Genomic DNA, 22,510 nt, shown 5'->3' on the forward strand with positions numbered 1-22,510 from the left:
GATCAACGGTCGTCAGGTTTCGGGCCGGCGGAAGTCGCGCGCCGCAGCCGCGCGGCGAATGCGCCGGTGCCCGCGAAATACGCCTGCACGCGCTGCAGCACGCGTGGCGTGCCGGGCAGCGCCGGCATCGGCGCGAACTGCGGCAGCGTGGTCGCCGCATCCGCTTCGGCCGGATAGATCCGCACCTGCACGTCGTACCAGCCGGCCTGCCCGGTGATCGGATCGGAGTTCGACATCCGCGCGCCGTCACGCGCCGCATCCGGCAGCTCGTCGGTGATCACGTGGTTCAGCAGGAAACCGCGCTGCGACTCCCCCGCCTGCGGCCCGAGATTCCACGCGCCGGCCGCCTTGCCGATCGCGTTCCACGTCCACACGGTGCCGGGCTCCACGGCCTCGCTGTAGCGTGCGCGGCAACGCACCTTGCCCCACGGCGATTCGACGTAGATCCACGCGCCGTCGTCGATCTGCTGCGCGGCGGCCGTCACGGGGTTCACGAACAGATGGTTCTCGCCGTGGATCTGCCGCAGCCACGCGTTCTGCGAATCCCACGAGTGGTACATCGCCATCGGCCGCTGCGTGATCGCCGCGAGCGGATAGCGGCCCGCGTCGGTCAACCCGCTTTCGAGCGACCGGTGCCAGAACGGCAGCGGATCGAAATAACGCGCGATGCGTTCGCGCAGATGGTCGGGCGGCTGGCGGCCCGACGTGCAGCCCTGCGCGGCGAGCCGGAATTTCTGCATCACGTCCGAGTAGAGCTGGATCACGATCGGCACGCCGAACTTGCGCATCCCGTTTTCGACCGCCCACTGCATGTAAGGCCCGTTGCAGTTGCGCATGTACTGCAGCGGCTCCGGCAACCGGTGGTGGTACACGCAGTTGTTCTCCGCGTAACGCTTCCACTGGTCGGGGTTCGGCTCGCCGACGACGGCCTTGTCGCCGTCCTTGCCGCGCCAGCCGATCAGGAAGCCGGTGCCCGAATCCGGGGCGGTCTGGAAGTTGATGACGAAATCCGGATAGTCGCGGTACTTGCGCTGCCCGTCCGCCGTCGTGAAGGCCGGAAACTTCAGCCGGCTCGCGAGCTCGATCAGCACCTCCTGGAACGGCTTGCACTCGCCGGTCGGCGGCACGACGGGCACGCGCACCGAGTCGACCGGGCCGTCGAATTCGGAGATCGGCCGGTCGAGCACCGACATCACGTCATGCCGTTCGAGGTAGGTGGTGTCGGGCAGGATCAGGTCGGCGAACGCCGTCATCTCCGACGCGAACGCATCGCACACGACCAGGAACGGGATCCGGTATTCGCCGTCGTCGCGCTTGTCGACCAGCATCTTGCGCACTTCCGTCGTGTTCATCGACGAATTCCACGCCATGTTGGCCATGAAGATCAGCAACGTATCGATCGGATAGGGATCGCCGCGCCACGCATTGGTGATCACCGAATGCATGAGCCCGTGCACCGCGAGCGGGTATTCCCAGGAGAACGCCTTGTCCAGCCGCGCGGGCGTGCCGTCCGGATGCACGAACAGGTCCTCGGGGCCGGCGGGCCAGCCGAGCGGGCCGGTCGCAAGCGGCGTGTTCGGCCTGATCTGGCCGGGATCGTTCGGCGGTTTCGCCGACGGCGGCACCGCGCGCGGATACGGCGCCTTGTGCCGGAAGCCGCCCGGCCGGTCGATCGTGCCGAGCAGCGACATCAGCACCGCGAGCGCGCGGATCGTCTGGAAGCCGTTCGAATGGGCGGCGAGCCCGCGCATCGCATGGAACGCGATCGGCACGCCCTTCACCGTCGCGTGTTCCTTGCCCCACGAATCGGTCCAGCGCACCGGCAGCTCGATCGCATGCTCGCGCGCGACCGTCTCCATCTCGCGGGCGAGGCGGCGGATCGTGTCGGCCGCGATGCCGGTGATGTCGGCCGCCCACTCGGGCGTGCAGCCGGCCACCTGCTCGCGCAGCAGCGTGAACGACGGCGCGACGGGCGTACCGTCGTCGAGCGTGTAGCGGCCGTCGAGCGCCGGTTCGGCGCCTTCCGTATGATGCAGCACCGCGCGGTTCGTCTTCGTGTCCCACCACATCCGGTTCTGCGGATACAGCGCGTTGACTTCCGGCGCACCGGCGTCCCGCACGAACAACCCGAACGTGTCGGCGCCGTCGCGCTGGTCGACCAGCTCGGCCGCGTTCGTGAAGCGCGACACGAATTCGAGGTCGAAGGCGTCGCGCGCGATCAGCTCGTGCATCAGCGCCATGAACAGCGCGCCGTCGGTGCCGGGGCGAATCGGAATCCATTCGTCGGCGATCGCCGCGTAGCCGGTGCGCACCGGATTGATCGCGATGAAGCGGCCGCCCGCGCGCTTGAACTTGCCGAGCGCGATCTTCAGCGGATTCGAATGGTGGTCTTCCGCGGTGCCGATCATGAAGAACAGCTTCGCGTGGTCGAGATCGGGCCCGCCGAATTCCCAGAACGAGCCGCCGATCGTGTAGATCATCCCGGCCGCCATGTTTGCCGAACAGAACCCGCCATGCGCCGCATAGTTCGGCGTACCGAACTGTTTCGCGAACAGGCCGGTGAGCGCCTGCATCTGGTCGCGGCCGGTGAACAGCGCGAACCGCTTCGGGTCGGTCGCGCGCAGGTGTGAGAGGCGCTTTTCGAGCACGTCGAACGCGACGTCCCACGACACCGGCTCGAACTGCGCGTCGCCGCGCTCGGCGCCCGGCTTGCGCATCAGCGGCTGCGTGAGCCGCGCGGGCGAATACTGCTTCATGATCCCCGACGAACCTTTCGCGCAGATGACGCCCTGGTTCAGCGGATGCTTCGGATTGCCGTCGATATAACGCACCTCGCCGTCGCGCAGGTGCACGCGGATGCCGCAGCGGCACGCGCACATGTAGCACGTCGTCGTCTTGATTTCGGCCTGTTCGTCGCGCTCGCGTGCCCGATGTTCCATCGTCTGTCCTCGTTCGCGGATGAGGGCGCCCCCCGCGGGGCACGCCCGTGAATCGATTCGTCCATGCTAGTCGCGCCGGCCGCCGACATAAAGTCGCATCCGCCGATCGGTTCTATCGCGCGGCCCGATAGTTGGCCCCACGATCCATCGGGCCGCCGCCGGCGCCCCATGCGCAAAGACCCGGCTTGCGTGCCGGGCCTTCGACGTCAAGCGTTACCGGGCATTACCGCGGCGGATACGCGAGCAGTTCGCTGTCGTCGAGATGCTCGCGGCGGCTGCGGCGCGTGAGCCCGTAAGCGACGACCAGCACGGCGAGGCTTGCGACGCCGAGCCACAGCGGCTTGCGCTGATCCGGGATGAACGCCATCGCGACGAGGATGCCGACCATGCCGACGATCGCGACCCAGGTGAGGTACGGATACGCCCACATCCTGACGCGCAGCTTGCTCGCGGCCACCGGGTCGAGACGCTTGCGCAGGCGCAGTTGCGAGAACGCGATCAGCACGTACACGAACAGCGCGACGGTGCCGTACGAGTTGACGAGGAACGCGAACACGGTATCGGGCGACACGTACGACATCACGACCGACACGTAGCCGAACACCGTGCCGAGCAGGATCGCGCGCACCGGCACGCCGCGCTTGTTGACCTTCGCGAGTGCGGCCGGCGCATCGCCGTGGCGGGTCAGTGCAAACAGCATCCGCGACGCCGCATAGAGGCCCGAGTTGAGCGCGGACAGCACGGCCGTCAGCACGATCGCGTTCATCACGTTGGCGGCGGCCGGCAGGCCCATCACTTCGAGCGCGCTGACGTACGGCGTGGCCATCTGATGCGAATTCCACGGCACCAGCGCGACGACGAGCGCGACCGAGCCGACGTAGAACACCAGCACGCGGGTGATCACCGAATTGGTGGCCTTCGCGACGGCTTTCGCGGGCTCCTTGGCCTCGGCCGCCGCGATCGTGACGATCTCGGCGCCGAAGTAGAAGCCGGTGGCCGCGACCGCCCCGCTCATCACCGGCCCGATGCCGAGCGGCATGAAGCCGCCGTGGCCGAGCAGCGTCGGCAGCACGGAAGTCGTGTGCATCGACGCGGGCCACAGGCCGAGCACGTAGAGGCCACCGAGGAACAGGAACACGATGATCGCGCCGACCTTGATCGACGAGAACCAGAATTCGAACTCGCCGTAGCTGCCGACCGAGATCAGGTTCGTGAGCGTCAGCACGACCAGCAGCGCGAGGCTGATGATCCACGCCGGTGTGTCGGGCAGCCAGAACTGGATCAGCTTGGCGCCGGCGACCGCTTCGAGCGCGACGACGATCACCCAGAAATACCAGTACATCCAGCCGGTGAGGAAACCCGCCATCTTGCCGGGCCCGCGCCAGTTGCCGAACGCGAGCCGCGCGTATTCGTAGAACGAGCCGACGGCCGGCATCGCGCAGGCCATCTCGCCGAGCATCCGCATCACGAGCACGACCAGCCCGCCCGTGATCAGGAACGACAGGATCGCGGCCGGCCCGGTCTGCTGAATCACCACGCCGCTGCCGACGAACAGCCCGGCACCGATCACGCCGCCAAGCGCGATCATCGTCATGTGGCGCTGCTTGAGCCCACACTTCAGGTCACTCTGGTTCATCGAGGGTTGCATGTCTTCTCCATATCCAGTTGTCCGGACGCCGCCCGCGCCACCGTCGGGTGAACGCGGGCGCCGCCGGCGACGGCGCGTACAGGGGCGCCTGCAGCCCCGGCCGCACGGATTTCCGTTGCTTTTCTTGTGTTGGACAGCCCGGCGCGCGTTGCATCACACCGGGCGATGTGCACTGCCTTCAGGGCTTTTCAGGGCTTTTCGTCGTTCCTGAAGTACGACAGGTAGAGCATCCGCTGCCCGATGCGCCGGAACGGCGCGAACGGGTGGCCGGGCAGCGGCGACGTGAAGATCGGCAGCGTCTGGCGTGCGCCCTTCCCCGCGATCTGCTCGGCGAGCCGGCGGCCGGCCTGCTGCGAATACGACACGCCGTTGCCGCCGTAACCGAGCGCGTAGTACACCGACTGGCGCGGATCGGGCTGGCACACGCGCGGCATCATGTCGTGGCTCACGTCGACCCAGCCCCACCACGAATAATCGATCTGCACGCCGCGCAGCGCGGGAAACTTGCGCGCCATCCCTTCCTTCAGCAATTCGACATGGCGCGGGTTCGGTGCATCGTCGCCGGTGATCGCGCTGCGGCTGCCGATCTGCAGACGGCGATCGGGCAGGAAACGGTAGTAGAAGCGCAGCGTACGCGTATCGGTCAGCACCTGCGTCGTGCGGAAATTGCACGCGTCGATTTCCGCGTCGGTGAGCGGGCGCGTGACCATCGAATTCGACAGGATCGGCATCACCTTGCTGCGCAGCGACGGATGCAGCGTCTGCGCCGTGTACGCACCGGTCGCGATGCCGACCGCGCGGGCCCGCACGACGCCGCCGGGTGTGCGCAGGTGGTGCACGCCGTCGATCGTCTCGAAGCCGAGCACGGGGCTGCTCGTATGCACCTTCGCGCCGGCTGCGCGCGCGAGGCGCAGGTAGCCGAACGCGAGCTTCAGCGCATGGATGCCGATGCCTTCCGGCTCGTGCAGCGCGCCGGCCGCCTCGTGGTCGTTGATGAATTCACGGCGGAAGGTTTCCGCGCTCAGCAGTTCGGACGGGTAGCCGAACACGTCCTTCCACACCTTCGCCTCGGCCGCGAGCTTCGCCATGATGCGCGGACGGTGCGCGATCAGGAAATGGCCGCCCGGCTGCGGATCGCAGTCGATTTCCGACACGAGCGACTTGAAGTGTTCGAAGCCTTCGAGGATCTCGTCGTGCATCTTCAGCGCGACGTCCTTGCCCCAGCGCTCGATCCACTGCGAGCGCGACAGCCGGCCCGACGCGTTCTGCCCCTGCCCGCCGTTGCGGCTGCTGCAGCCCCAGCTGGTGCGGTTGGCTTCGAGCACGACGGCCTTGATGCCATGGTCCCGCGCGAGGCACAGCGCGGTCGCGAGGCCCGTGTAGCCCGCGCCGATGATCGCGACGTCGACGTCGAGATCGCGCGTGACGGGGCCGTCGTCGGGCGGCGGGTTGCCGGCCGTCGCGACCCAGTAGGTCGGCGCGTACTGCTTGCCGCAACCTGGCCCCGGCGACACGAGCGGATCGTAGGTCGGGTCGTAACGCGTATCGTTCGACCGGCCGCCGGCGAAGCCGCTCGCGGTGCGTTCGATGGAAGGGGTCGACATGGTCAGACCTCCGATGCGGGCTTGCCTGCCGCGCCGCAACGGGCGCGCGAGGCGATTCGACTGACTGATGCGGGGCGTACGCTCGCCGGGCGGGCGAATGCTGCCGACTGCCTGTTGGTCATGCCTGTCTCCTGATCGTTCTCTTCGGGTCGATCGTGTGCAGATGCTTCAATGCGGCGATCTGTCGAGGAAAGTGTAGGCAGGCCGTTTTTTGGCAGGTAGGGCCAGTGGGCCGGATTCGCTTGGACCAGCGTACGAGGGTGTCGAACGGCGGGGAATGGCGGTGAATGGCGGGCGGGCGGCGGCAGTCGCGGCGCGGGCTCTCCCCCGGACAATCGGGAGCCCGAACGGCGGGCAGCAGCGGACGAGCGGTTGGCGGCAACGATCAGCGACGCGGGCGCGGACACGCGCGCGGGCGCGGCGCCGACCGCTGATCGACGACCGACGACCGCCCCGTCGAAACAGCCCCGCACCCCGCCCGCTCCATCCGCCCCGCCCGCCGTCACATCGCGCGCACCGCGACCTCGGCCACGCCGCCACGCTTCTCGATCGCCCGCGCGGACACGATCGACAGGAGTGCAGACAACATCACGTACACCCCGACGAGCCATGGCGCACCGCCGTTCACGCGCAGCAACGCGGTCGCGACGATCGGCGTCAGGCCGCTCGCGAAGATGCCCGACACCTGGTACACGAACGAAATGCCCGTGTACCGCACGTTCGCGTCGAACAGCTCCGCGAACAGCGCGGCCTCCGGCCCGTATGCCATTGCATAGAAGATCCCGAACGGGATCACCAGCGCGAGCCATACGGCGAGCAGGTTCGACGATTGCGTCTGCAGCAGCCAGAACGCGGGCAGCACCGACAGCCCGCACAGCGTCGCGCCCCACCGGTACACGCGCGCTCGGCCGAGCCGGTCGGACAGGCTGCCGAACACGGGGATGAACCCGCACATCACGACCGCCGCGCTCATCACGCCGAGCAGCGCATCGCCGCGCGAGATCGACAGGTTGCGCGTCATGTAGCCGATCGAGAACACCGCGAACACGTTGAAGAACACGCCGTCGATATAGCGCGCGCCCATCCCGAGCAGGATCGCCTGCCGGTAGTTGCCGAGCAGTTCGACCACCGGCAGCTTCGTATCGCGCCGCTGGCGCTTGAGCGCGACGAATTCGGGCGTATCGGCCACCCGCGTGCGGATGTAGAAGCCGACCGCGACGAGCAGCAGCGACGCCGCGAACGCCACGCGCCAGCCCCACGCGAGGAACGCGGCGTCCGGCAACACGCGCGACAGCGCCGCGACCACGCCGGCCGCGAGACACAGCCCGATGGCGAGCCCGATCTGCGGCAGGCTCGCGTACAGCCCGCGCCGGTGCGGCGGCGCATATTCGTATGCCATCAGCACCGCGCCGCCCCACTCGCCGCCGAGGCCGATGCCCTGCAGCACGCGCAGCGTCAGCAGCAGCACCGGCGCCCACATGCCGATCTGCGCGTAGGTCGGCAGGAACGCGACGCCGGCCGTCGACACGCCCATGATCAGCATCGTCAGGATCAACGCGGACTTGCGCCCGACACGGTCGCCGAGATGGCCGAACAACAAGCCGCCGAGCGGCCGCGTGACGAAGCCGACCGCGAACGTCGCATACGCGAGCATCGTCGACACGAACGCGTCGCCGGCCGGAAAGAACTGCTTGTCGAACACGATGCCGGCGACCACGCCGTACAGGAAAAAGTCGTACCACTCGACGGTCGCGCCGATCACGCTGGCCGCGGCCACGCGTCGGACGACCCGGGAATCGATTGCCATGCGAGCTTCTCCAAGTAAGGATGCGCCGCAACCTGCCCCGACGCCGTACCGGCGGGGGCATCGATGAACGCGCGGCGGCCGTCCGGGCGCAGGCGCACGGGCCACGCGGGGAAATGCGTGGCGAGGCGCTACGCGACGGCCTCGGCGGCCGGCGCGACGCTGCGGCCGCGATCGGCGGCGCGCGCGTCCTCGAGGATCATGTCGGACGCCTTCTCGGCGACCATCACGATCGGCACGTTGGTATTGCCCGATACGAGGGTCGGCATGATCGAGCAGTCGACCACGCGCAGCCCGCGCGTGCCGTACACGCGCAGCCGCTCGTCGACGACCGCGAGCGGATCGCTCGCGACGCCCATTTTCGCCGTACCGGACGGATGAAAGATCGTCTGCCCGTATTCCCGGCAGAACTCGAGCAGTTCGTCGTCCGTCTGCGCGTCCGCGCCCGGCCGCACCTCGCGCTTCATCAGCGGCGCCATCGGCTCGGTGGCCGCGACGCGTCGCGCGAAGCGCACGCCGGCCACCGTCGTGCGGCGGTCGCGCCCGGTATCGAGATAGTTCGGCTGGATCGAAGGCGCGTCGCGCGCATCGTCAGTGCGGATTCGCACGGTGCCGCGCGATTCGGGCCGCAGCTGGCAGATCGAATACGTGCAGCCGGGAAACGGATGCACGCTGCCGCCCGCCGAATCCGCCGACAGCGTCGAGAAATGGAACTGGATGTCGGGCGTCGCCGATTCGTCCGGCAGCGCACGGCAGAACATCCCGCCCTGGTTGATGCCGATCGCGAGCGGGCCGCCGCGGAACAGCGCCCACTGCAGCCCCATCTTCGCGCGGCCGACCCACGAATGCAGTTCGTCGTTGGTCGTGATCGGCTTCGTCACTTCATAGATCAGACGAATCTGCAGATGATCCTGCAGGTTCTCGCCGACGCCCGCCCGATCGGCGACGACCGGAATCCCGTGCCGCCCCAGCAGCGCGGCCGGCCCGACGCCCGACACCTGCAGCAGTTGCGGCGACTGCAGCGCGCCGGCCGCGAGGATCACCTCGCGCAGCGCACGCACGTCGTGAACCTTGCCGTGCCGGACGTACCGCACGCCGGACGCCTGCGTGCCGTCGAACAGCACCTTCAGCGCCTGCGCATCGGTTTCGACATGCAGGTTCGGCCGCCCGCGCGCGGGCTTCAGGTAGGCCACCGCCGTCGAGCAGCGCAGCCCGTTGCGCGTGGTGAGCTGGTAGTAGCCCACGCCTTCCTGGTCGCCCGTGTTGAAATCGTCGACGGTGCGCACGCCGAGCCGGTTCGACGCGGCGACGAACGCATCGACGAGTTCGTGCCGCTGCCGGATCGCGGAAGCCCACAGCGGGCCGCCGGTGCCGCGCGTCGGCCCTTCGCCGAGCGTGTTGTGTTCGAGCTTGCGGAAATACGGCAGGCACTCGCGCCAGCTCCAGCCGCGATTGCCGAGCGCGGCCCAGTGATCGTAGTCCTGCTGCTGCCCGCGCACGTAGATCAGCCCGTTGATCGAGCTGCAGCCGCCGAGCGTGCGGCCGCGCGGCCAGTACAGGCGGCGGTTGTGCATGTTCGGATCGGGATCGGTGTGGAAGCCCCAGTTGTACACGGGGTGGAACATCGTCTTGCCGTAGCCGATCGGCACGTGGATCCACATATAGCTGTCGGCGGGGCCGGCTTCCAGCAGGCACACCGTATGGCGGCCGCCGTCGGACAGCCGGTTGGCGAGGACGCAACCGGCCGATCCCGCGCCGACCACGACATAGTCGAAGCTGCGTGTCATTCCGTGTCTCCGTTCCGGGGTTTTGAAAAAATCCGGTATGTTTCGTCCAAATTTATTGAGCACACGGAACACGTACAAGGCGATTTATTGTCCACGCGGCGAATGTGGTACAAAAACCGTTCAATTCGTTTCATTTCCATCGCACACACACCATCCCGGGACGCACGCCGATCCCGACGGAGGAGACACATGCGCGAACCTGCCCCCGCGCTGCCCGACGGCGCGCCCGCCGACGACGCGCGCGTGCTGCGCGCCCTCGCCGTGCTCGAAGCGCTCGCGTCGGCCGGCCAGCCGTACACGCTGTCGCAGCTCGCCGCGCGGCTGCATATCCCGAAGGCGACGCTGCTGCGGCTGATCGAGTCGCTGGAGGCGCGCGGCTACGTGATCCACATGCCCGACTCGCGCGGCCACGACCGCGGCATCGCGCTCGGCCCGCGCGCCGCGCAGTTCGCGCTCGCGGCGCTGTCGAACAACACCTTCACGCGCGGTTGCCGCTCGGTGCTGCGCGCGCTCGTCGACGTGCTCGGCGAAACCTGCAACCTCACCGCGCTCGACGGCGACACGGTGCTGTACGTCGAACGTGTCGAGACGACCGAGCCGCTGCGGCTCGAGATGCGGCCCGGCATGCGCGTGCCGCTGCACTGCACGGCGAGCGGCAAGCTGTTCCTGTCGCAGATGAATGCGCTGGAGCGCAACGCGATGCTCGCGCGGCTCACGCTGAAGAAGATGACTTACCGGACGCTGACCGATGCGCAACTGCTCGCGGCCGAGCTCGACCGGCTCGCCGCGCGCGGCGTCGGCATCGACAACGAGGAATTCGTGCGCGGGATGGTGGCCGTCGCAGTGCCGGTGAAGGATGCAGCGAGCGGCCGCGTGCTTGCGGCGCTCGCCGTGCATGCGCCGACCGCGCGCGCGACGCTCAACGATTTGCTGGAGAACGTGCCGAAAATGCGCGACGCGGCAACGAGGCTCGCCCCGCTGCTACAGGCGGCCGATGGCGCACCGGCGGGATGAAGCGGCCGCGCGCGGTCATGCGGTCATGCGGTCATGCGGTCATGCGGTCATGCGGTCGTGCGGTCATGCGGTCGTGCGGTCGTGCGGTCGTGCGGTCGTGCGGTCGTGCGGTCGTGCGGTCATGCGGTCATGCGGTCGTGCGGTCGTGCGGTCGTGCGGTCGTGCGGTCGTGCGGTCGTGCGGTCACTCGGTCACGCCGTCACGCATTCACGCATTCACGCATTCACGCATTCACGCATTCACGCATTCACGCATTCACGCATTCACGCATTCACGCATTCACGCATTCACGCATTCACGCATTCACGCATTCACGCATTCAAGCATTCAAACGAGGTGATAACGCAGCCAGAAAGTTTCGCGGCACGCGTTGTCGAACGTGATCCGCGTCGGGCCGATCGGCTGCGCATCGGGATGGCGAAGCACGTCGTAGTCGATCCAGCACTCGGCGCACAGCAGGTCGGACGGCGCGCGGTCCTGCTCGACCGAGCGGCGCACGATCGCGCCGTTGTCGAAGCGGTATTCGGTTTCGTCGCGCGTGACCTCGACGTCGTCGTCGGTCCAGCGGTCGTGCGACGTGACATGCGACACGATCGACACCGGGCCCGCGAGCCCGTGGATCGCGGCGACGTAGGAAATGAGCTTGTCCATGGCGAGGCGGCGAACGGAAGGATGGCCGCCTCGCGCAACATGGATGGCACGAGGCGGCCCGAGCGGCGAGTATAGCCGCGCACCGATGACCTTGCCGCCCGTGGGGTTTCGCGCGCTACGCCTCCAGCGCGAGCAACGCGAACGTCGCGAGCCAGTGCTCGCCCATGTAGTCGCCGGCCACGTGCGCGAGCGCGCTCGCGAGGTGCCGGTCGGCCGCATCGAGCAGCTTCGCGCGCCGCGCGTCGCCTTCCGGCAGCGCGCCGGCGAGCGCGCGCTGGCACCACGCGCGGCTCAGGTTCAGCCCGTCGAGGTGGGCGATCTTGCCGTCGCTGCGATCGCTGACCGTCGCCGGCTCGAACAGCGTCGCCGGCTCGCCGCGCGCGAGATCGGGCAGGAAGCGCGCGAACCAGCCGTCGAATTCGGCGGCCGGCAGCACGCGCCGCATCAGTTCGGCCTCCATCAGCGCGGGCGACAGGAATTCGTCGCCCGACGGCTCCCACGCCTGGCACGCGACGTCGTTCAGGTGCCAGCGCTTCGCGGTATCGACGATCAGCGCCGCGAGCCCGTCGCGCTGCGTGTCGCGCGCGAAGTCGAGCGTGAGCGCCAGCGCGAACGCGGTGTTGAAGTGCGTGCCGACGCGCAGCGGATAGGTCGCTTTCGGCAGGAAGGTCTCGAAGCGCGACACGAACAGGTCGGTGAGCGGTGCCAACGTCTTCGCCCAGCGCGCGGCCTGCGGCAGCGCGCCCCTCAGCGCGAGCCGCTCGAGCTGCGCGGCGAGCGCGAGCAGCCACGCCCAGCCGTAAGGCCGCTCGAAGCCGCTGTTGTGCGGCAGCGCGAGGTACGCCCGCTCGCCGGCGACGTTCGCATCGGTGAAGTGCGCATCGACGATCGCGACGATGCGTTCGGCCTCCGGCAAGGCCGGGTAGCGCTCGAGCACGCGCAGCACGAGCCAGTAGCCGTGCACGCACGAGTGCCAGTCGTAGCTGCCGTAGAAGATCGGGTGCAGCGCGCGCGGCCCCTGCACGTCTCGCGGGCCGGCGAGCGAATGCGTGAGCTTGTTCGGATATTCGCGGGTCAGGTGCGCGAGCGCGAGCGACGCGAACTTCGACGCGAGTTCGGGGGTGAGTCGGTCGGTCATGAGGATCTCGTCCATCGAGTCAGAAGCGGAATGCGAACGCATACATCAGCAGCGTGTTCACGGCGAGCAGCAGCACGGCGGTCGGCCACTGCGCCTTGATCACGCCGTTCTTGTCCTTCAGTTCGAGCAGCGCCGCCGGCACGATGTTGAAGTTCGCGGCCATCGGCGTCATCAGCGTACCGCAGAAGCCGCTCAGCATCCCGATCGCGCCGACGATCGCCGGGTTGCCGTGGAACTGGTGGACGATCAGCGGCAGGCCGATGCCGGCCGTCATCACGGGGAACGCGGCGAAGCCGTTGCCCATGATCATCGTGAACAGCGCCATGCCGACCGTATAGGCCGCGACCACCGCGAACGGCGAATCGATCGGCACCCACTCCTTCACGAGCCCCGACACCACCCCGCCGACACCCGCGACCGCGAACAGCGCGCCGAGCGCCGCGAGCATCTGCGGCAGGATCGCGGCCCAGCCGACCGCATCCATCGTATGGCGTGCCTCCCTCACCGCATGCACCGGCGAATCGCGCAGCATCGCGAGCGCGACGACGAACGCGACGAGCGTGCCGAGCACGAGCGAGATCAGCGTCACGCTTTTCTGGTCGACGAACGGCACCCCCTTCAGCGCGAACGTCCCGATCAGCGTGACGACCGGAATCAGCAGCGCGGGCAGGAACAGCCGGTTGCCGAAACGCTGCGCGAGCGTCTCGCGGCGCACGGCCGCGGCTTCCCCGGCTTCGTCGGACTTGCCGCGCCCGAGCTTGCCCGAGCCGGCGAGCACCGCGAGCGCGATCGCGAGGCAGCCCGTCACGAAGTGCGGCAGCAGCGCGCCGAACAGGAACGTGACTGCGTAGATCGCCCAGAACGCGAAATTGACGACGCGGCGCGGGTTCGTGCGGTCCGTCAGGTTGAAGCACGCGAACGCGGCGAACATCAGCCCCGCGAGCGTGTACAGCGATTCGAGGCCGATCATCGCGCGCCCTCCTGCTTCACCAGGCCGAAGCCGCGCGTGAGCCGGCGGTCGAGCAGCGCGAGGCGCGTGCAGTGGATCAGCAGCGCGGCGATCGCGGTCGGGATCGCCCACACCGACAGGTGCAGTGGTTCGATGGAAATCCCGTTCTGTTCGAGAAAGCCCTTGATCAGCAGGATCGACTGGATCGCGATGAAGATGTCCTCGCCGAAGAACACGGCGACGTTGTCGACGCCCGACGCATGCGCGCGGATCTGCTGCCGCACCGCTTCGGGCAGCTCGCCGTGCCGGTTGACCGCGGCGGCCTCGGCCATCGGCGCGATCAGCGGACGCACCATCTGCGCATGGCCGCCGAGCGACGTGAGGCCGAGCGCGGCCGTCGCCTGGCGCAGCACGAAGTACAGCATCAGCACGCGGCCCGTGGTGGCCGCCTGCACACGCGAGATCATCCGCTTCGCCTGCTCCTTGAGCCCGTTGCGCTCGAGCAGCGCGATCACCGGCAGCGTCAGCCAGATGAGCCCCATGTAGCGGTTTTCGGTGAACGCCTTGCCGAACGCGCTGACGATGTCGACGAGATTCAGCCCGCCCGCCAGCCCCGTCGCGAGCCCCGCGATCGTGACCACCAGCAGCGCATTGAAGCGCAGCGCAAAACCGATCACGACGATCGGCACCCCAATCAGCACCAGCATTGCTCCTCCTTGTATCGGACGCGCGGCGCCTCGGCAACGCGCCGCCTGCCCGGTTTGGACCGGGCTCTGACGGCGCAATCTAGCACGAGACTTTATCGATAAAAAGTCGACAATTTGCTGCTTCGGGTAAACGTTGAAGTGTGCGGACACCGTGCCCGGGCCATGTGTCGGCGATGTTTCATCCGAGGAATCGGTGGCGGGCCGGCCGGCGCGGACGCACCGGTCGCGGCACGCGCGTGGCCGCCCCGGAGGGCGGCGTGCGACGGGCCGCCGCGCGTGGCGGAGCCCCGGTGCGCCGACTAAACTGGAAAGCATCGGCAACGGAAGGGAGAGCCGCCATGATTGACGTATTCCAGACCATCGGCAGCCGCGCGTTCTCCGCTCATCTGGCGAAGGACGGGATGGTGACGCTGATGGAGCAACGCCATGAGGTCGATCGCGTGACGCTCGCGACCGCGTATGCCGCGCTCGTCGAGGAAGCCGAGCAGGAAGACGACCTGCTCGACGCGACGGTCGAAGGCATGATGCGCGCGCTGATCCAGGGGTACGCGCGCAGCCATTGACGGCGCGGCCGGTTTCCTCCGGCGCCCGCCGAAGCGGACCACGGGCCTGCGCGGGCGCTACGCGGCCGGCGTCCCGGCGCCCATGTCGAACCACCGGCCCGCGCGCAGTTGCCGGTAGTCGGCCTGCGTGAAGATCCTCAGCAGGTTCGCGACCGCGCCGTTGCTGGCGCGGTCGAGTGCCGTCATGAAGGCTTCGACTTCGTCGCGGCCGGCAAACAGGATCGTGCGGAAGTAGCGTTCGCGCTCCGCGTCGGACAGGTTCGTCGCGCTCAGCTGGTATGGATGATGAAGCGCCGCGAACAGGAAGTAGTAGCGCTCGGCGTCGTCGCGCAGCACGCGCACCGCGTCGGGATCGACCGGGAAATCGCGGTGGAACGACGCATGTCCGCTCTCGATGTAGATCCGGTACAGCAGCCGGCCGTCATGCTCGGTCACGATCGGCGCCCACGGGTCGCGGCTGACGAGTACGGTGTCGGGCACGGCCATCCTGGATTCTCCCCGTCTTTTTCTTCGAAGCCGCCACGGTAACATGCCGGCTTCCGCGGCCTGCCGTGCCGAAACCGCACGACCGTGCACGCACGCGCGGGATGGCCCGATTCCGCCGCCCGCCGCACAGCCATAGAGGAAACGCACTGAATCGGCGCAATGCGCAAATTTTTCGATTGCCGCCGCCCGCGCCGCATGACAGCATTCGGGGCGTCGCCAACCGAAAAGAATGCCGTGCCGTCCGGCCGCCGATGCCGTCCGGCGGCGCCGAACAGGCCCCCTCCTTCCATGAACCCGGCCCACCCCCAGCATCACGAACCGACCGGAGAATTCCGCTTGTGAACATCGGCATCGTCAACGACCTCCCGCTTGCCGTCGAGGCGATGCGCCGCGCGATCGCGCGACGGCCCGAGCACCGCGTGCTGTGGGTCGCGACCGACGGCGCGCAAGCCGTCGAACTATGCGCCACGCAGCCGCCCGACGTCGTGCTGATGGACCTGATCATGCCGAAATTCGACGGGATCGAAGCGACGCGGCGGATCATGCGATCCGAACGACCGTGCGCGATCCTGATCGTGACGAGCTGCATCGGCGCGAATGCGTGGCGCGTGTTCGAGGCGATGGGCGCCGGCGCGCTCGACGCGGTCGATACGCCGCGGCTCGGCGACGGCTCGGCCGGCGACACGACCCGGCTGCTGCTCGCGAAGATCGACCAGATCGGCCGCCTGCTCGACGCGCCCGGCGGCTCGCGCCTCGCCGGCACGCCCCCGCGCACCGGCGGCGGACCGCTGATCGCGATCGGCGCATCGGCCGGCGGCCCCGGCGCGCTCGCGTCGGTCCTCGGCGGCCTGCCGGCCGATTTCAACGCACCGATCGTGATCGTGCAGCACGTCGACCGCGCGTTCGCCGAAGGCATGGCGCAATGGCTCGACGGCCAGACGTCGCTCGCCGTGCGCGTCGCGCGCGAAGGCGACCGCCCGCAGCCGGGCGTCGCGCTGCTCGCCGCGACCGACGACCACCTGCGCATCACGCGCGCCGGCACGCTCGAATACACGCGCGAGCCGGCCGCCACGCCGTATCGCCCGTCGGTCGACGTGTTCTTCAACAGCCTGACCGAGCACTGGCCCGGCCGCGTGATCGGCGTGCTGCTCACGGGGATGGGCCGCGACGGCGCGATCGGCCTAAAGGCGCTGCGGATGAAGGGCTACCATACGATCGCGCAGGACGAGGCGACGAGCGCCGTCTACGGCATGCCGAAGGCGGCCGCGACGCTCGGCGCGGCGCGCGCGATCCTGCCGCTCGGACGCATCGCGGGCGAGCTGGCGGCGCTCGCGCGGATCTGAGCCCGATGAACACGTGCAACACCCATGCCTGCCCTCGCAACAACCCGCATCGACCATGAGCATTGACCCGACTCACCCGCCAGGCGGCCCCTACGTGCCGCCCGCCGACGTGCCGGCGATGGTGCTGCTGGTCGACGACCAGACGATCGTCGCGGAAGCCGTGCGGCGCGCGCTCGTCGACGAGGAAGGCATCGATTTCCACTATTGCCCGCGTTCGGACGACGCGATGGCCACCGCGATCGAGACGCGGCCGACCGTGATCCTGCAGGACCTCGTGATGCCCGGCATCGACGGGCTGAGCCTCGTGAAGGCGTACCGGACGAATCCGGCGACGCGCGACGTGCCGATCATCGTGCTGTCGACGCAGGAAGAGCCCGTGATCAAGAGCGCCGCCTTCGCGGCCGGCGCGAACGACTACCTCGTGAAGCTGCCCGACCGCATCGAGCTCGTCGCGCGCGTGCGCTACCACTCGCGCTCGTACATGAACCTGCTGCAGCGCGACGAGGCCTATCGCGCGCTGCGGCAATCGCAGCAGCAGTTGCTCGAAGCCAATCTCGAGCTGCGGCGCCTCACGCATTCGGACGGCCTCACCGGGCTGTCGAACCGGCGCTATCTCGACGAATACCTCGCCGCCGAATGGCGGCGCGGCACGCGCGAGCGCAGCGAGCTGTCGCTGCTGATGATCGACGTCGACAATTTCAAGCTGTACAACGACACGTACGGCCACGTGTCGGGCGACAGCGTGCTCAAGCAGATCGCGTCGACCATCGAGCGCTGTCTCGGCCAGTCGGGGGATCTCGCCGCGCGTTTCGGCGGCGAGGAATTCGCGGTCGTGATGCCGGCCACGTCGCCGGGTGCCGCGCGGCTGCTCGGCGAGAAGATCCGCCTCGCGATCGAGGCGCTGCGGCTACGGCATGCGCATTCGTCGACGGGCAACACCGTGACGATCAGCATCGGCGGCGCGACCATCGTGCCGACGCCCGGCCTGCCGACGACCGTGCTGATCGAAGCGGCCGACCGCGCGCTCTATCGCGCGAAGCACGAGGGCAAGAACCGCGTCGAGATCGACGCGACGCCGACCCCGCCCGTCCCCGGCGGCTTCGGTGCGCCGCGCGCCGACTGAACGCTGAACGCTGAACGCCGAACGCCGGCCCGGCGCCTCGCTCACGCGGCGCCGAACCGGCGCGCGTAGTCGCTCGGGTCCAGCGGGCGGCTGAACAGGTAGCCCTGCTGCATGTCGCAGCCGATCTGCTGCAGGAACCACGACTGCGCCTGCGTCTCGACCCCTTCGGCCGTGACCTTCATCCCGAGCGAATGCGCCATCGCGACGACGGCCTGCGTGATCGCCACCGAATCGTGATGATCGGGCACGCCCGACACGAACGAGCGGTCGACCTTCAGGTTGTGCAGCGGAAAGCGCTTCAGGTACGCGAGCGACGAATAGCCGGTGCCGAAATCGTCGACCGAGATGCGCACGTTCATGTCCGTGAGCGCCTCGAGCATCGGCAGCACGGTGTCCGTGTCGTTCATCAGCAGTCCTTCTGTAATCTCGAGCTCGAGCGCGGACGGATCGAGCCGCGTCTGCGCGAGGCAGCGACCGACCGACTCGACGAGGCCTTCGTGGAACTGCCGCGGCGACAGGTTGACGGCCAGCACCAGGTCGGGCGCGATCGTGCGGCGCCATTCCGCCGCCTGCCGGCACGCGGTTTCGAGCACCCACTGGCCGATCGCGACGATCTGCCCCGTATCTTCCGCGACCGGAATGAACTCCGCCGGCGACATCGGCCCGAGCTCGGGGCTCGTCCAGCGCAGCAGCGCCTCGGCGCCGACGGTGCGGCCGCTGCGCGCGTCGACGACGGGCTGATACGCGAGCCGCAGCATGTCCGACGCGAGCGCGCGCCGCAGCGACTGCTCGATCGCGAAGCGGCGCTGCAGCCGCAGGTTGAGCTGCGCGGTAAAAAACGTGAAGTGGTTGCGGCCGCGCTGCTTCGCGTCGTACATCGCGGAATCGGCGTTGCGCATCAACGTGACGGCATCGTCGCCGTCGCGCGGCGCGACGCTGATCCCGATCGATACGCCGAGCCAGTATTCGTTGTTCGCGATCGCGAACGGCTTCGCGATCGCGTCGATCACCTCGCGCGCGAGCACCGCGAGCCGGTCGGGATCGTCGCAGTCGTCGACGAGGATCACGAACTCGTCGCCGCCGACGCGCGTGAGCGCATGCTGCCCGCCTCCGCATGCCGCGAGCCGCGCCGCGACGCTGCGCAGCAGCGCGTCGCCCGCGTCGTGGCCGGCCGTGTCGTTGACCTTCTTGAAGCCGACGAGATCGATGAACAGGATCGCGACGCGCGCGGGCCCGCCCGCCGCATCGTGGCCGCCGAACAGCTCGCGCATGCGGTCGCCGAGCCAGCGGCGGTTGTAGAGGCCCGTCAGCGCATCGCGCGTCGCCAGGTAGCGCAGCTGCTGCTGCGCTTCGCGCACGGGGCCGATGTCGTTGAATGAAACGAGCACCGAGTCGGCCTGCGTTTCGCCCGGCTTCACGATCGGCACCGCGTTGCCGCGCACCCAGATGGTGTCGCCGTCCGCCAGGCCGAAACCGACCGTGTAGTCGAGCATCGGCGTGGCCGTTTCGAGCGCGCGCCGGCTCGGCCAGTCGTCGGGCGCGATCGGCGTGCCGTCCTCGCGCAGCTTGCGCAGGATCACCGTCGACAGCCTGCGGCCGACGAGGTCGCCCTTCACGCGCATCATCCGGTTCGCACTCGGGTTGCTCGCGACCACGACGCCATCGCGCGACACGACGAGGATCCCTTCGTTCAGGCTGTTCACCACGAGCCGGTGATGTTCCTCGCTGCGCGCGAGCTGTCGCGCGATCCGGTCCTGGTGCACCGCGAGGCCGACGCTGTTGCCGATGTCGCGCAGCAGTTCGGTTTCCTCATCGCTCGGCCGGCGCGGCATGCGGTGATAGACGGCGAACGCGCCCAGCACGGCGCCCGCGTCGTCGAGGAACGGCACCGACCAGCACGCGCGCAGGCCCAGCGGCAGCGCAACCGCACGATAGTCGGCCCACAGGGGATCGGTTTCGATATCCTCGACGACGACCATCCGGCGCAGGTACATCGCCGTGCCGCACGAGCCGGCCACCGGCCCGATCGACGCGCCTTCGATCGCCGCGCTGTACTGTCCGGGCAGCGACGGCGCGGCGCCGACGTGCACGTGCACGCCGTCGATATCGAGCAGCAGGATCGTGCACGACGCACCGTCGCCGAGCAAAGCCTCGGCGCGCCGGCAGACTTCGACGAGCAGCTCCGGCAGCGGTGTGTTGCGCGTGATCAGCCTCAGCACGCTTTGCTCGGACGCGAGCACTTCCGCCGCGAGCCCGAGACTGTAACGAGAACTTTGCGGTTCGGTATTCAAGATGAATCCTGCCGTCTGTCCGATCGGGTCTGATGCGCCCGATTCGTTTTCGATCCTTCGTGCCGTTTTTCGCTCCGGGTATACGCCGATGCCCGGTGCGCCCCGTATTGCACGCGGTGCCAACGCGCGCCGAAATACATTTAACACCAATCCGTGGCAACCCGGGCGTCCATGCGCATCAGGGGTTACACGCGGTCGATGCGGCATGGGCGGCCGGCAGTCGGTCCGCCGGAAGACCTGCGCGCGGCGCGACCGCTCCGGGCAAGGCCGTGCGCCATGCGGGCCGCGTTCGAAAGCCATTCGTCAGCTTGCGGCGGCGCCCCGGCTCCGTTCGCGTTCGATCGTCCGCGCCGGGATCCGTGCGCGTGATCGCCTTTGATGCGTTGGTCGCGGCCGTGACCGCCATGCTCCAGGCGCCGCGCTCGGCGCCGATGCGTCGGGCGTCGGGCGTCGGGCGTCGGGCGTCGGGCGTCGGGCGTCGGGCATCTGGCATCTGGCATCTGGCATCTGGCATCTGGCATCGGGCATCGGGCATCGGGCATCGAGCCCGCACACGCGCCGGCCCAGCTTGCAGCGCGGCGCCGGTGCGAGCGTCAATCCTTCCGGATGTGTTCGGCCAGGAAATCGATCAGCAGCCGCACGCGCGGCAGCAGCCCGCGCCGCGACGGAAACACCGCGTGCACCACGCCGCCCTTCGGCGCCCAGCCGGGCAGCACGTCGACCAGCGTGCCGTCGCGCAGGTCGTCCTCGACGACCATGCACGGCAGCTGCACGATGCCGACGCCGTGAATCGCCGCATCGCGCAATGCGTGCATGTCGTCCGTGACGAAGCGCGGATGATGGCGCAGCTGCGCGTGCTCGCCGTTCGGCCCGACCAGCTGCCACACGTGATGCCGCGCCGGCCCCCAGTCGAGACTCGGCGCGCCGGCCAGCCCGGCCGGGTCCGACAGCGGCGCGCGCCCGTCCAGCCAGTGCGGCGCGGCCACCAGCCGCTGCGGGCTGTCGGCGAGCACGCGCATCACGAGATCGCTGTCCTCCAGCGGCGGGAAGCGCACCCGCAGCGCGAGGTCGAACCCTTCGCTCAGCAGGTCGACGCGGCGGTTCGTCGCCTCGAGATGCACCTGCACCTGCGGATGAATCGCCATGAAGCGCGCGACCAGTTCGCTCACGCGATATTCGAGCAGCGCGGTCGGGCAACTGACGCGGACGATGCCGCGCGGCTCCGCATGCCGGCGCTCGATCACCTCGCGCGCGGCGTCGGCCTCGACCAGCACCGCGAGGCAGCGCTCATGGAATTCGCGTCCGGTTTCCGTGACGGTGAAATGACGCGTCGTCCGCTGCAGCAGCCGCACGTCGTACTTCGCTTCCAGCGCGGCGATGCGCCGGCTCAGTGTCGATTTCGGCACGTCCAGCGCGCGCCCGGCCTGCGTGAACCCGCCGTGTTCGACCACCTTCACGAAATAGTAGAGGTCGTTCAGGTCATCCATGATTGTTCCACCCATAGAACACTGACGGCATTTTAAGGGACTGGAACGCCGGTTGTTGCACGCCTAGCATCCTGTTTCAGCGTGGATCGAGCGTGTCGCGGCAGCCGGGAATTCTCTCGACCGGCTCTTTCGCCCGACCCGACGGTTCACTAGACTTGGATTTACCCCCCTCACTTCCCGCATCGTCACTGGAGGCAACCATGGCAAGCGAACCGGTTCGCGACCCCGCGAACGACCACCTGCTCACCCCGCAGAACGCGGCGTTCATCGTCATCGATTACCAGCCGGTCCAGGTGAACTCCATCGCGTCGATGGATCGCCAGCTGCTGATCAACAACATCGTCGGCGCGTCGAAGGCGGCCGTCGCGTACAACCTGCCGATCGTCCACTCGACCGTGAACGTGAAGACGGGCCTGAACAAGCCGCCGATCCCGCAGCTGCGCGCGGCGCTCGAAGGTTATCCGACCTACGACCGCACCAGCATCAACTCGTGGGAAGACGTCGAATTCCGCAAGGCCGTCGAAGCGACCGGCCGCAAGAAACTGATCATGACCGCGCTGTGGACCGAAGCGTGCCTGACCTTCCCGGCGCTCGACGCGCTGAAGGCCGGTTACGAGGTGTACGTGGTCGTCGATGCGGTCGGCGGCACGTCGGTCGCCGCGCACGAAGCCGCGCTGCGCCGCATCGAGCAGGCCGGCGGCCAGATGATCAGCGTCGCGCAGCTGTTCTGCGAACTGCAGCGCGACTGGGCGCGCAGCGCCACCGTGCCGGCGTTCGTCAACCTGTTCATCGAAACCGGCGGCACCGCGGGCATCCAGTTCTCGTACGACAAGAGCTGACCGGCACGGCACGCGCGGCGGCCGGCGTGTCCGGCCGTCGGCGCGCGCCGCTGCCCTGCTTCTCCGTTCCGGCGCGGCCGGACTGCATCGCGGCAGGCAGGCCGCGTTTTCGTATCCGTGATTCAATGTCGATGGCT

At 68.6% G+C, this 22,510-nt stretch carries 17 protein-coding genes; 5 read left to right on the forward strand and 12 right to left on the reverse strand.

What is annotated here, in order from left to right; genetic code table 11:
* Positions 1 to 2: 2 nt before the first annotated feature.
* From PQB87_RS28090 to PQB87_RS28110, 5 genes are all read right to left on the reverse strand, one after another.
* Positions 3 to 2,939 (reverse strand): molybdopterin oxidoreductase family protein, encoded by a 2,937-nt coding sequence (locus PQB87_RS28090; protein ID WP_489243021.1) that lies wholly within the window; start codon positions 2,937 to 2,939, stop codon positions 3 to 5.
* Between the two features lie 223 nt (positions 2,940 to 3,162).
* Entirely contained in the window at positions 3,163 to 4,587 is a 1,425-nt protein-coding gene (locus PQB87_RS28095; RefSeq protein ID WP_027791249.1) for an amino acid permease, read from the reverse strand.
* Between the two features lie 188 nt (positions 4,588 to 4,775).
* Entirely contained in the window at positions 4,776 to 6,191 is a 1,416-nt protein-coding gene (locus PQB87_RS28100) for an NAD(P)/FAD-dependent oxidoreductase (protein ID WP_021157628.1), read from the reverse strand.
* A gap of 502 nt (positions 6,192 to 6,693) precedes the next feature.
* Entirely contained in the window at positions 6,694 to 7,998 is a 1,305-nt protein-coding gene (locus PQB87_RS28105) for an MFS transporter (RefSeq protein WP_111942141.1), read from the reverse strand.
* Between the two features lie 128 nt (positions 7,999 to 8,126).
* Positions 8,127 to 9,782 carry a GMC family oxidoreductase gene (locus PQB87_RS28110; protein ID WP_489243023.1) on the reverse strand — a complete coding sequence of 552 codons (1,656 nt, stop codon included), beginning with the start codon at positions 9,780 to 9,782 and terminating at the stop codon, positions 8,127 to 8,129.
* A gap of 189 nt (positions 9,783 to 9,971) precedes the next feature.
* Between PQB87_RS28110 and PQB87_RS28115 the strand changes: the two genes are divergently transcribed.
* On the forward strand, positions 9,972 to 10,796 hold the full coding sequence (locus PQB87_RS28115) for an IclR family transcriptional regulator (protein ID WP_027791246.1): 825 nt from the start codon (positions 9,972 to 9,974) through the stop codon (positions 10,794 to 10,796).
* Between the two features lie 327 nt (positions 10,797 to 11,123).
* On the opposite strand, the gene PQB87_RS28120 is transcribed toward PQB87_RS28115, so the two are convergent.
* The 4 genes from PQB87_RS28120 to PQB87_RS28135 all read right to left on the reverse strand — a co-directional run bounded on the left by PQB87_RS28120 (position 11,124) and on the right by PQB87_RS28135 (position 14,241).
* Entirely contained in the window at positions 11,124 to 11,447 is a 324-nt protein-coding gene (locus PQB87_RS28120; protein WP_124475747.1) for a hypothetical protein, read from the reverse strand.
* A gap of 115 nt (positions 11,448 to 11,562) precedes the next feature.
* Positions 11,563 to 12,585: a DUF2891 domain-containing protein gene (locus PQB87_RS28125; protein ID WP_059684689.1), complete on the reverse strand. Its 1,023-nt coding sequence runs from the start codon at positions 12,583 to 12,585 to the stop codon at positions 11,563 to 11,565.
* A gap of 19 nt (positions 12,586 to 12,604) precedes the next feature.
* Positions 12,605 to 13,555: a DUF979 domain-containing protein gene (locus PQB87_RS28130; protein WP_059684242.1), complete on the reverse strand. Its 951-nt coding sequence runs from the start codon at positions 13,553 to 13,555 to the stop codon at positions 12,605 to 12,607.
* Positions 13,552 to 14,241 (reverse strand): DUF969 domain-containing protein, encoded by a 690-nt coding sequence (locus PQB87_RS28135; protein WP_021157620.1) that lies wholly within the window; start codon positions 14,239 to 14,241, stop codon positions 13,552 to 13,554. The genes PQB87_RS28130 and PQB87_RS28135 overlap by 4 nt, the downstream gene beginning before the upstream one ends.
* A 338-nt stretch (positions 14,242 to 14,579) precedes the next feature.
* Between PQB87_RS28135 and PQB87_RS28140 the strand changes: the two genes are divergently transcribed.
* Positions 14,580 to 14,804: a hypothetical protein gene (locus PQB87_RS28140; RefSeq protein ID WP_027791241.1), complete on the forward strand. Its 225-nt coding sequence runs from the start codon at positions 14,580 to 14,582 to the stop codon at positions 14,802 to 14,804.
* 57 nt (positions 14,805 to 14,861) lie between these two features.
* Here the strand turns inward: PQB87_RS28140 and PQB87_RS28145 are convergent, their stop codons facing one another.
* On the reverse strand, positions 14,862 to 15,290 hold the full coding sequence (locus PQB87_RS28145; RefSeq protein ID WP_059684244.1) for a hypothetical protein: 429 nt from the start codon (positions 15,288 to 15,290) through the stop codon (positions 14,862 to 14,864).
* A 338-nt stretch (positions 15,291 to 15,628) separates the two neighbouring features.
* Between PQB87_RS28145 and PQB87_RS28150 the strand changes: the two genes are divergently transcribed.
* Together PQB87_RS28150 and PQB87_RS28155 are read left to right on the forward strand one after the other, a co-directional pair.
* The gene (locus PQB87_RS28150) at positions 15,629 to 16,633 is read left to right on the forward strand and encodes a chemotaxis response regulator protein-glutamate methylesterase (protein ID WP_027791239.1); all 1,005 of its coding nucleotides are present in this window, start codon (positions 15,629 to 15,631) and stop codon (positions 16,631 to 16,633) included.
* A gap of 55 nt (positions 16,634 to 16,688) precedes the next feature.
* Positions 16,689 to 17,756, forward strand: a complete 1,068-nt coding sequence (locus PQB87_RS28155) for a response regulator (RefSeq protein WP_059684246.1) — start codon at positions 16,689 to 16,691, stop codon at positions 17,754 to 17,756.
* A 41-nt stretch (positions 17,757 to 17,797) separates the two neighbouring features.
* On the opposite strand, the gene PQB87_RS28160 is transcribed toward PQB87_RS28155, so the two are convergent.
* Entirely contained in the window at positions 17,798 to 20,047 is a 2,250-nt protein-coding gene (locus PQB87_RS28160; RefSeq protein WP_059684248.1) for a putative bifunctional diguanylate cyclase/phosphodiesterase, read from the reverse strand.
* A gap of 593 nt (positions 20,048 to 20,640) precedes the next feature.
* On the reverse strand, positions 20,641 to 21,534 hold the full coding sequence (locus tag PQB87_RS28165) for a LysR substrate-binding domain-containing protein (RefSeq protein ID WP_060314603.1): 894 nt from the start codon (positions 21,532 to 21,534) through the stop codon (positions 20,641 to 20,643).
* Between the two features lie 200 nt (positions 21,535 to 21,734).
* Between PQB87_RS28165 and PQB87_RS28170 the strand changes: the two genes are divergently transcribed.
* Positions 21,735 to 22,373, forward strand: coding sequence for a hydrolase (locus PQB87_RS28170; protein WP_489243024.1), 639 nt, complete (start codon positions 21,735 to 21,737; stop codon positions 22,371 to 22,373).
* Positions 22,374 to 22,510: the final 137 nt, after the last annotated feature.

The sequence above is a fragment of the Burkholderia sp. KL41 genome (genome assembly GCF_057005415.2).

What these genes read in the sequence shown, in the direction of transcription:
- PQB87_RS28090 (WP_489243021.1), bottom strand. Translation starts at nt 2,939, where the DNA reads ATGGAACATCGGGCACGCGAGCGCGACGAACAGGCCGAAATCAAGACG.
- PQB87_RS28095 (WP_027791249.1), bottom strand. Translation starts at nt 4,587, where the DNA reads ATGCAACCCTCGATGAACCAGAGTGACCTGAAGTGTGGGCTCAAGCAG.
- PQB87_RS28100 (WP_021157628.1), bottom strand. Translation starts at nt 6,191, where the DNA reads ATGTCGACCCCTTCCATCGAACGCACCGCGAGCGGCTTCGCCGGCGGC.
- PQB87_RS28105 (WP_111942141.1), bottom strand. Translation starts at nt 7,998, where the DNA reads ATGGCAATCGATTCCCGGGTCGTCCGACGCGTGGCCGCGGCCAGCGTG.
- PQB87_RS28110 (WP_489243023.1), bottom strand. Translation starts at nt 9,782, where the DNA reads ATGACACGCAGCTTCGACTATGTCGTGGTCGGCGCGGGATCGGCCGGT.
- PQB87_RS28115 (WP_027791246.1), top strand. Translation starts at nt 9,972, where the DNA reads ATGCGCGAACCTGCCCCCGCGCTGCCCGACGGCGCGCCCGCCGACGAC.
- PQB87_RS28120 (WP_124475747.1), bottom strand. Translation starts at nt 11,447, where the DNA reads ATGGACAAGCTCATTTCCTACGTCGCCGCGATCCACGGGCTCGCGGGC.
- PQB87_RS28125 (WP_059684689.1), bottom strand. Translation starts at nt 12,585, where the DNA reads ATGACCGACCGACTCACCCCCGAACTCGCGTCGAAGTTCGCGTCGCTC.
- PQB87_RS28130 (WP_059684242.1), bottom strand. Translation starts at nt 13,555, where the DNA reads ATGATCGGCCTCGAATCGCTGTACACGCTCGCGGGGCTGATGTTCGCC.
- PQB87_RS28135 (WP_021157620.1), bottom strand. Translation starts at nt 14,241, where the DNA reads ATGCTGGTGCTGATTGGGGTGCCGATCGTCGTGATCGGTTTTGCGCTG.
- PQB87_RS28140 (WP_027791241.1), top strand. Translation starts at nt 14,580, where the DNA reads ATGATTGACGTATTCCAGACCATCGGCAGCCGCGCGTTCTCCGCTCAT.
- PQB87_RS28145 (WP_059684244.1), bottom strand. Translation starts at nt 15,290, where the DNA reads ATGGCCGTGCCCGACACCGTACTCGTCAGCCGCGACCCGTGGGCGCCG.
- PQB87_RS28155 (WP_059684246.1), top strand. Translation starts at nt 16,689, where the DNA reads ATGAGCATTGACCCGACTCACCCGCCAGGCGGCCCCTACGTGCCGCCC.
- PQB87_RS28165 (WP_060314603.1), bottom strand. Translation starts at nt 21,534, where the DNA reads ATGGATGACCTGAACGACCTCTACTATTTCGTGAAGGTGGTCGAACAC.
- PQB87_RS28170 (WP_489243024.1), top strand. Translation starts at nt 21,735, where the DNA reads ATGGCAAGCGAACCGGTTCGCGACCCCGCGAACGACCACCTGCTCACC.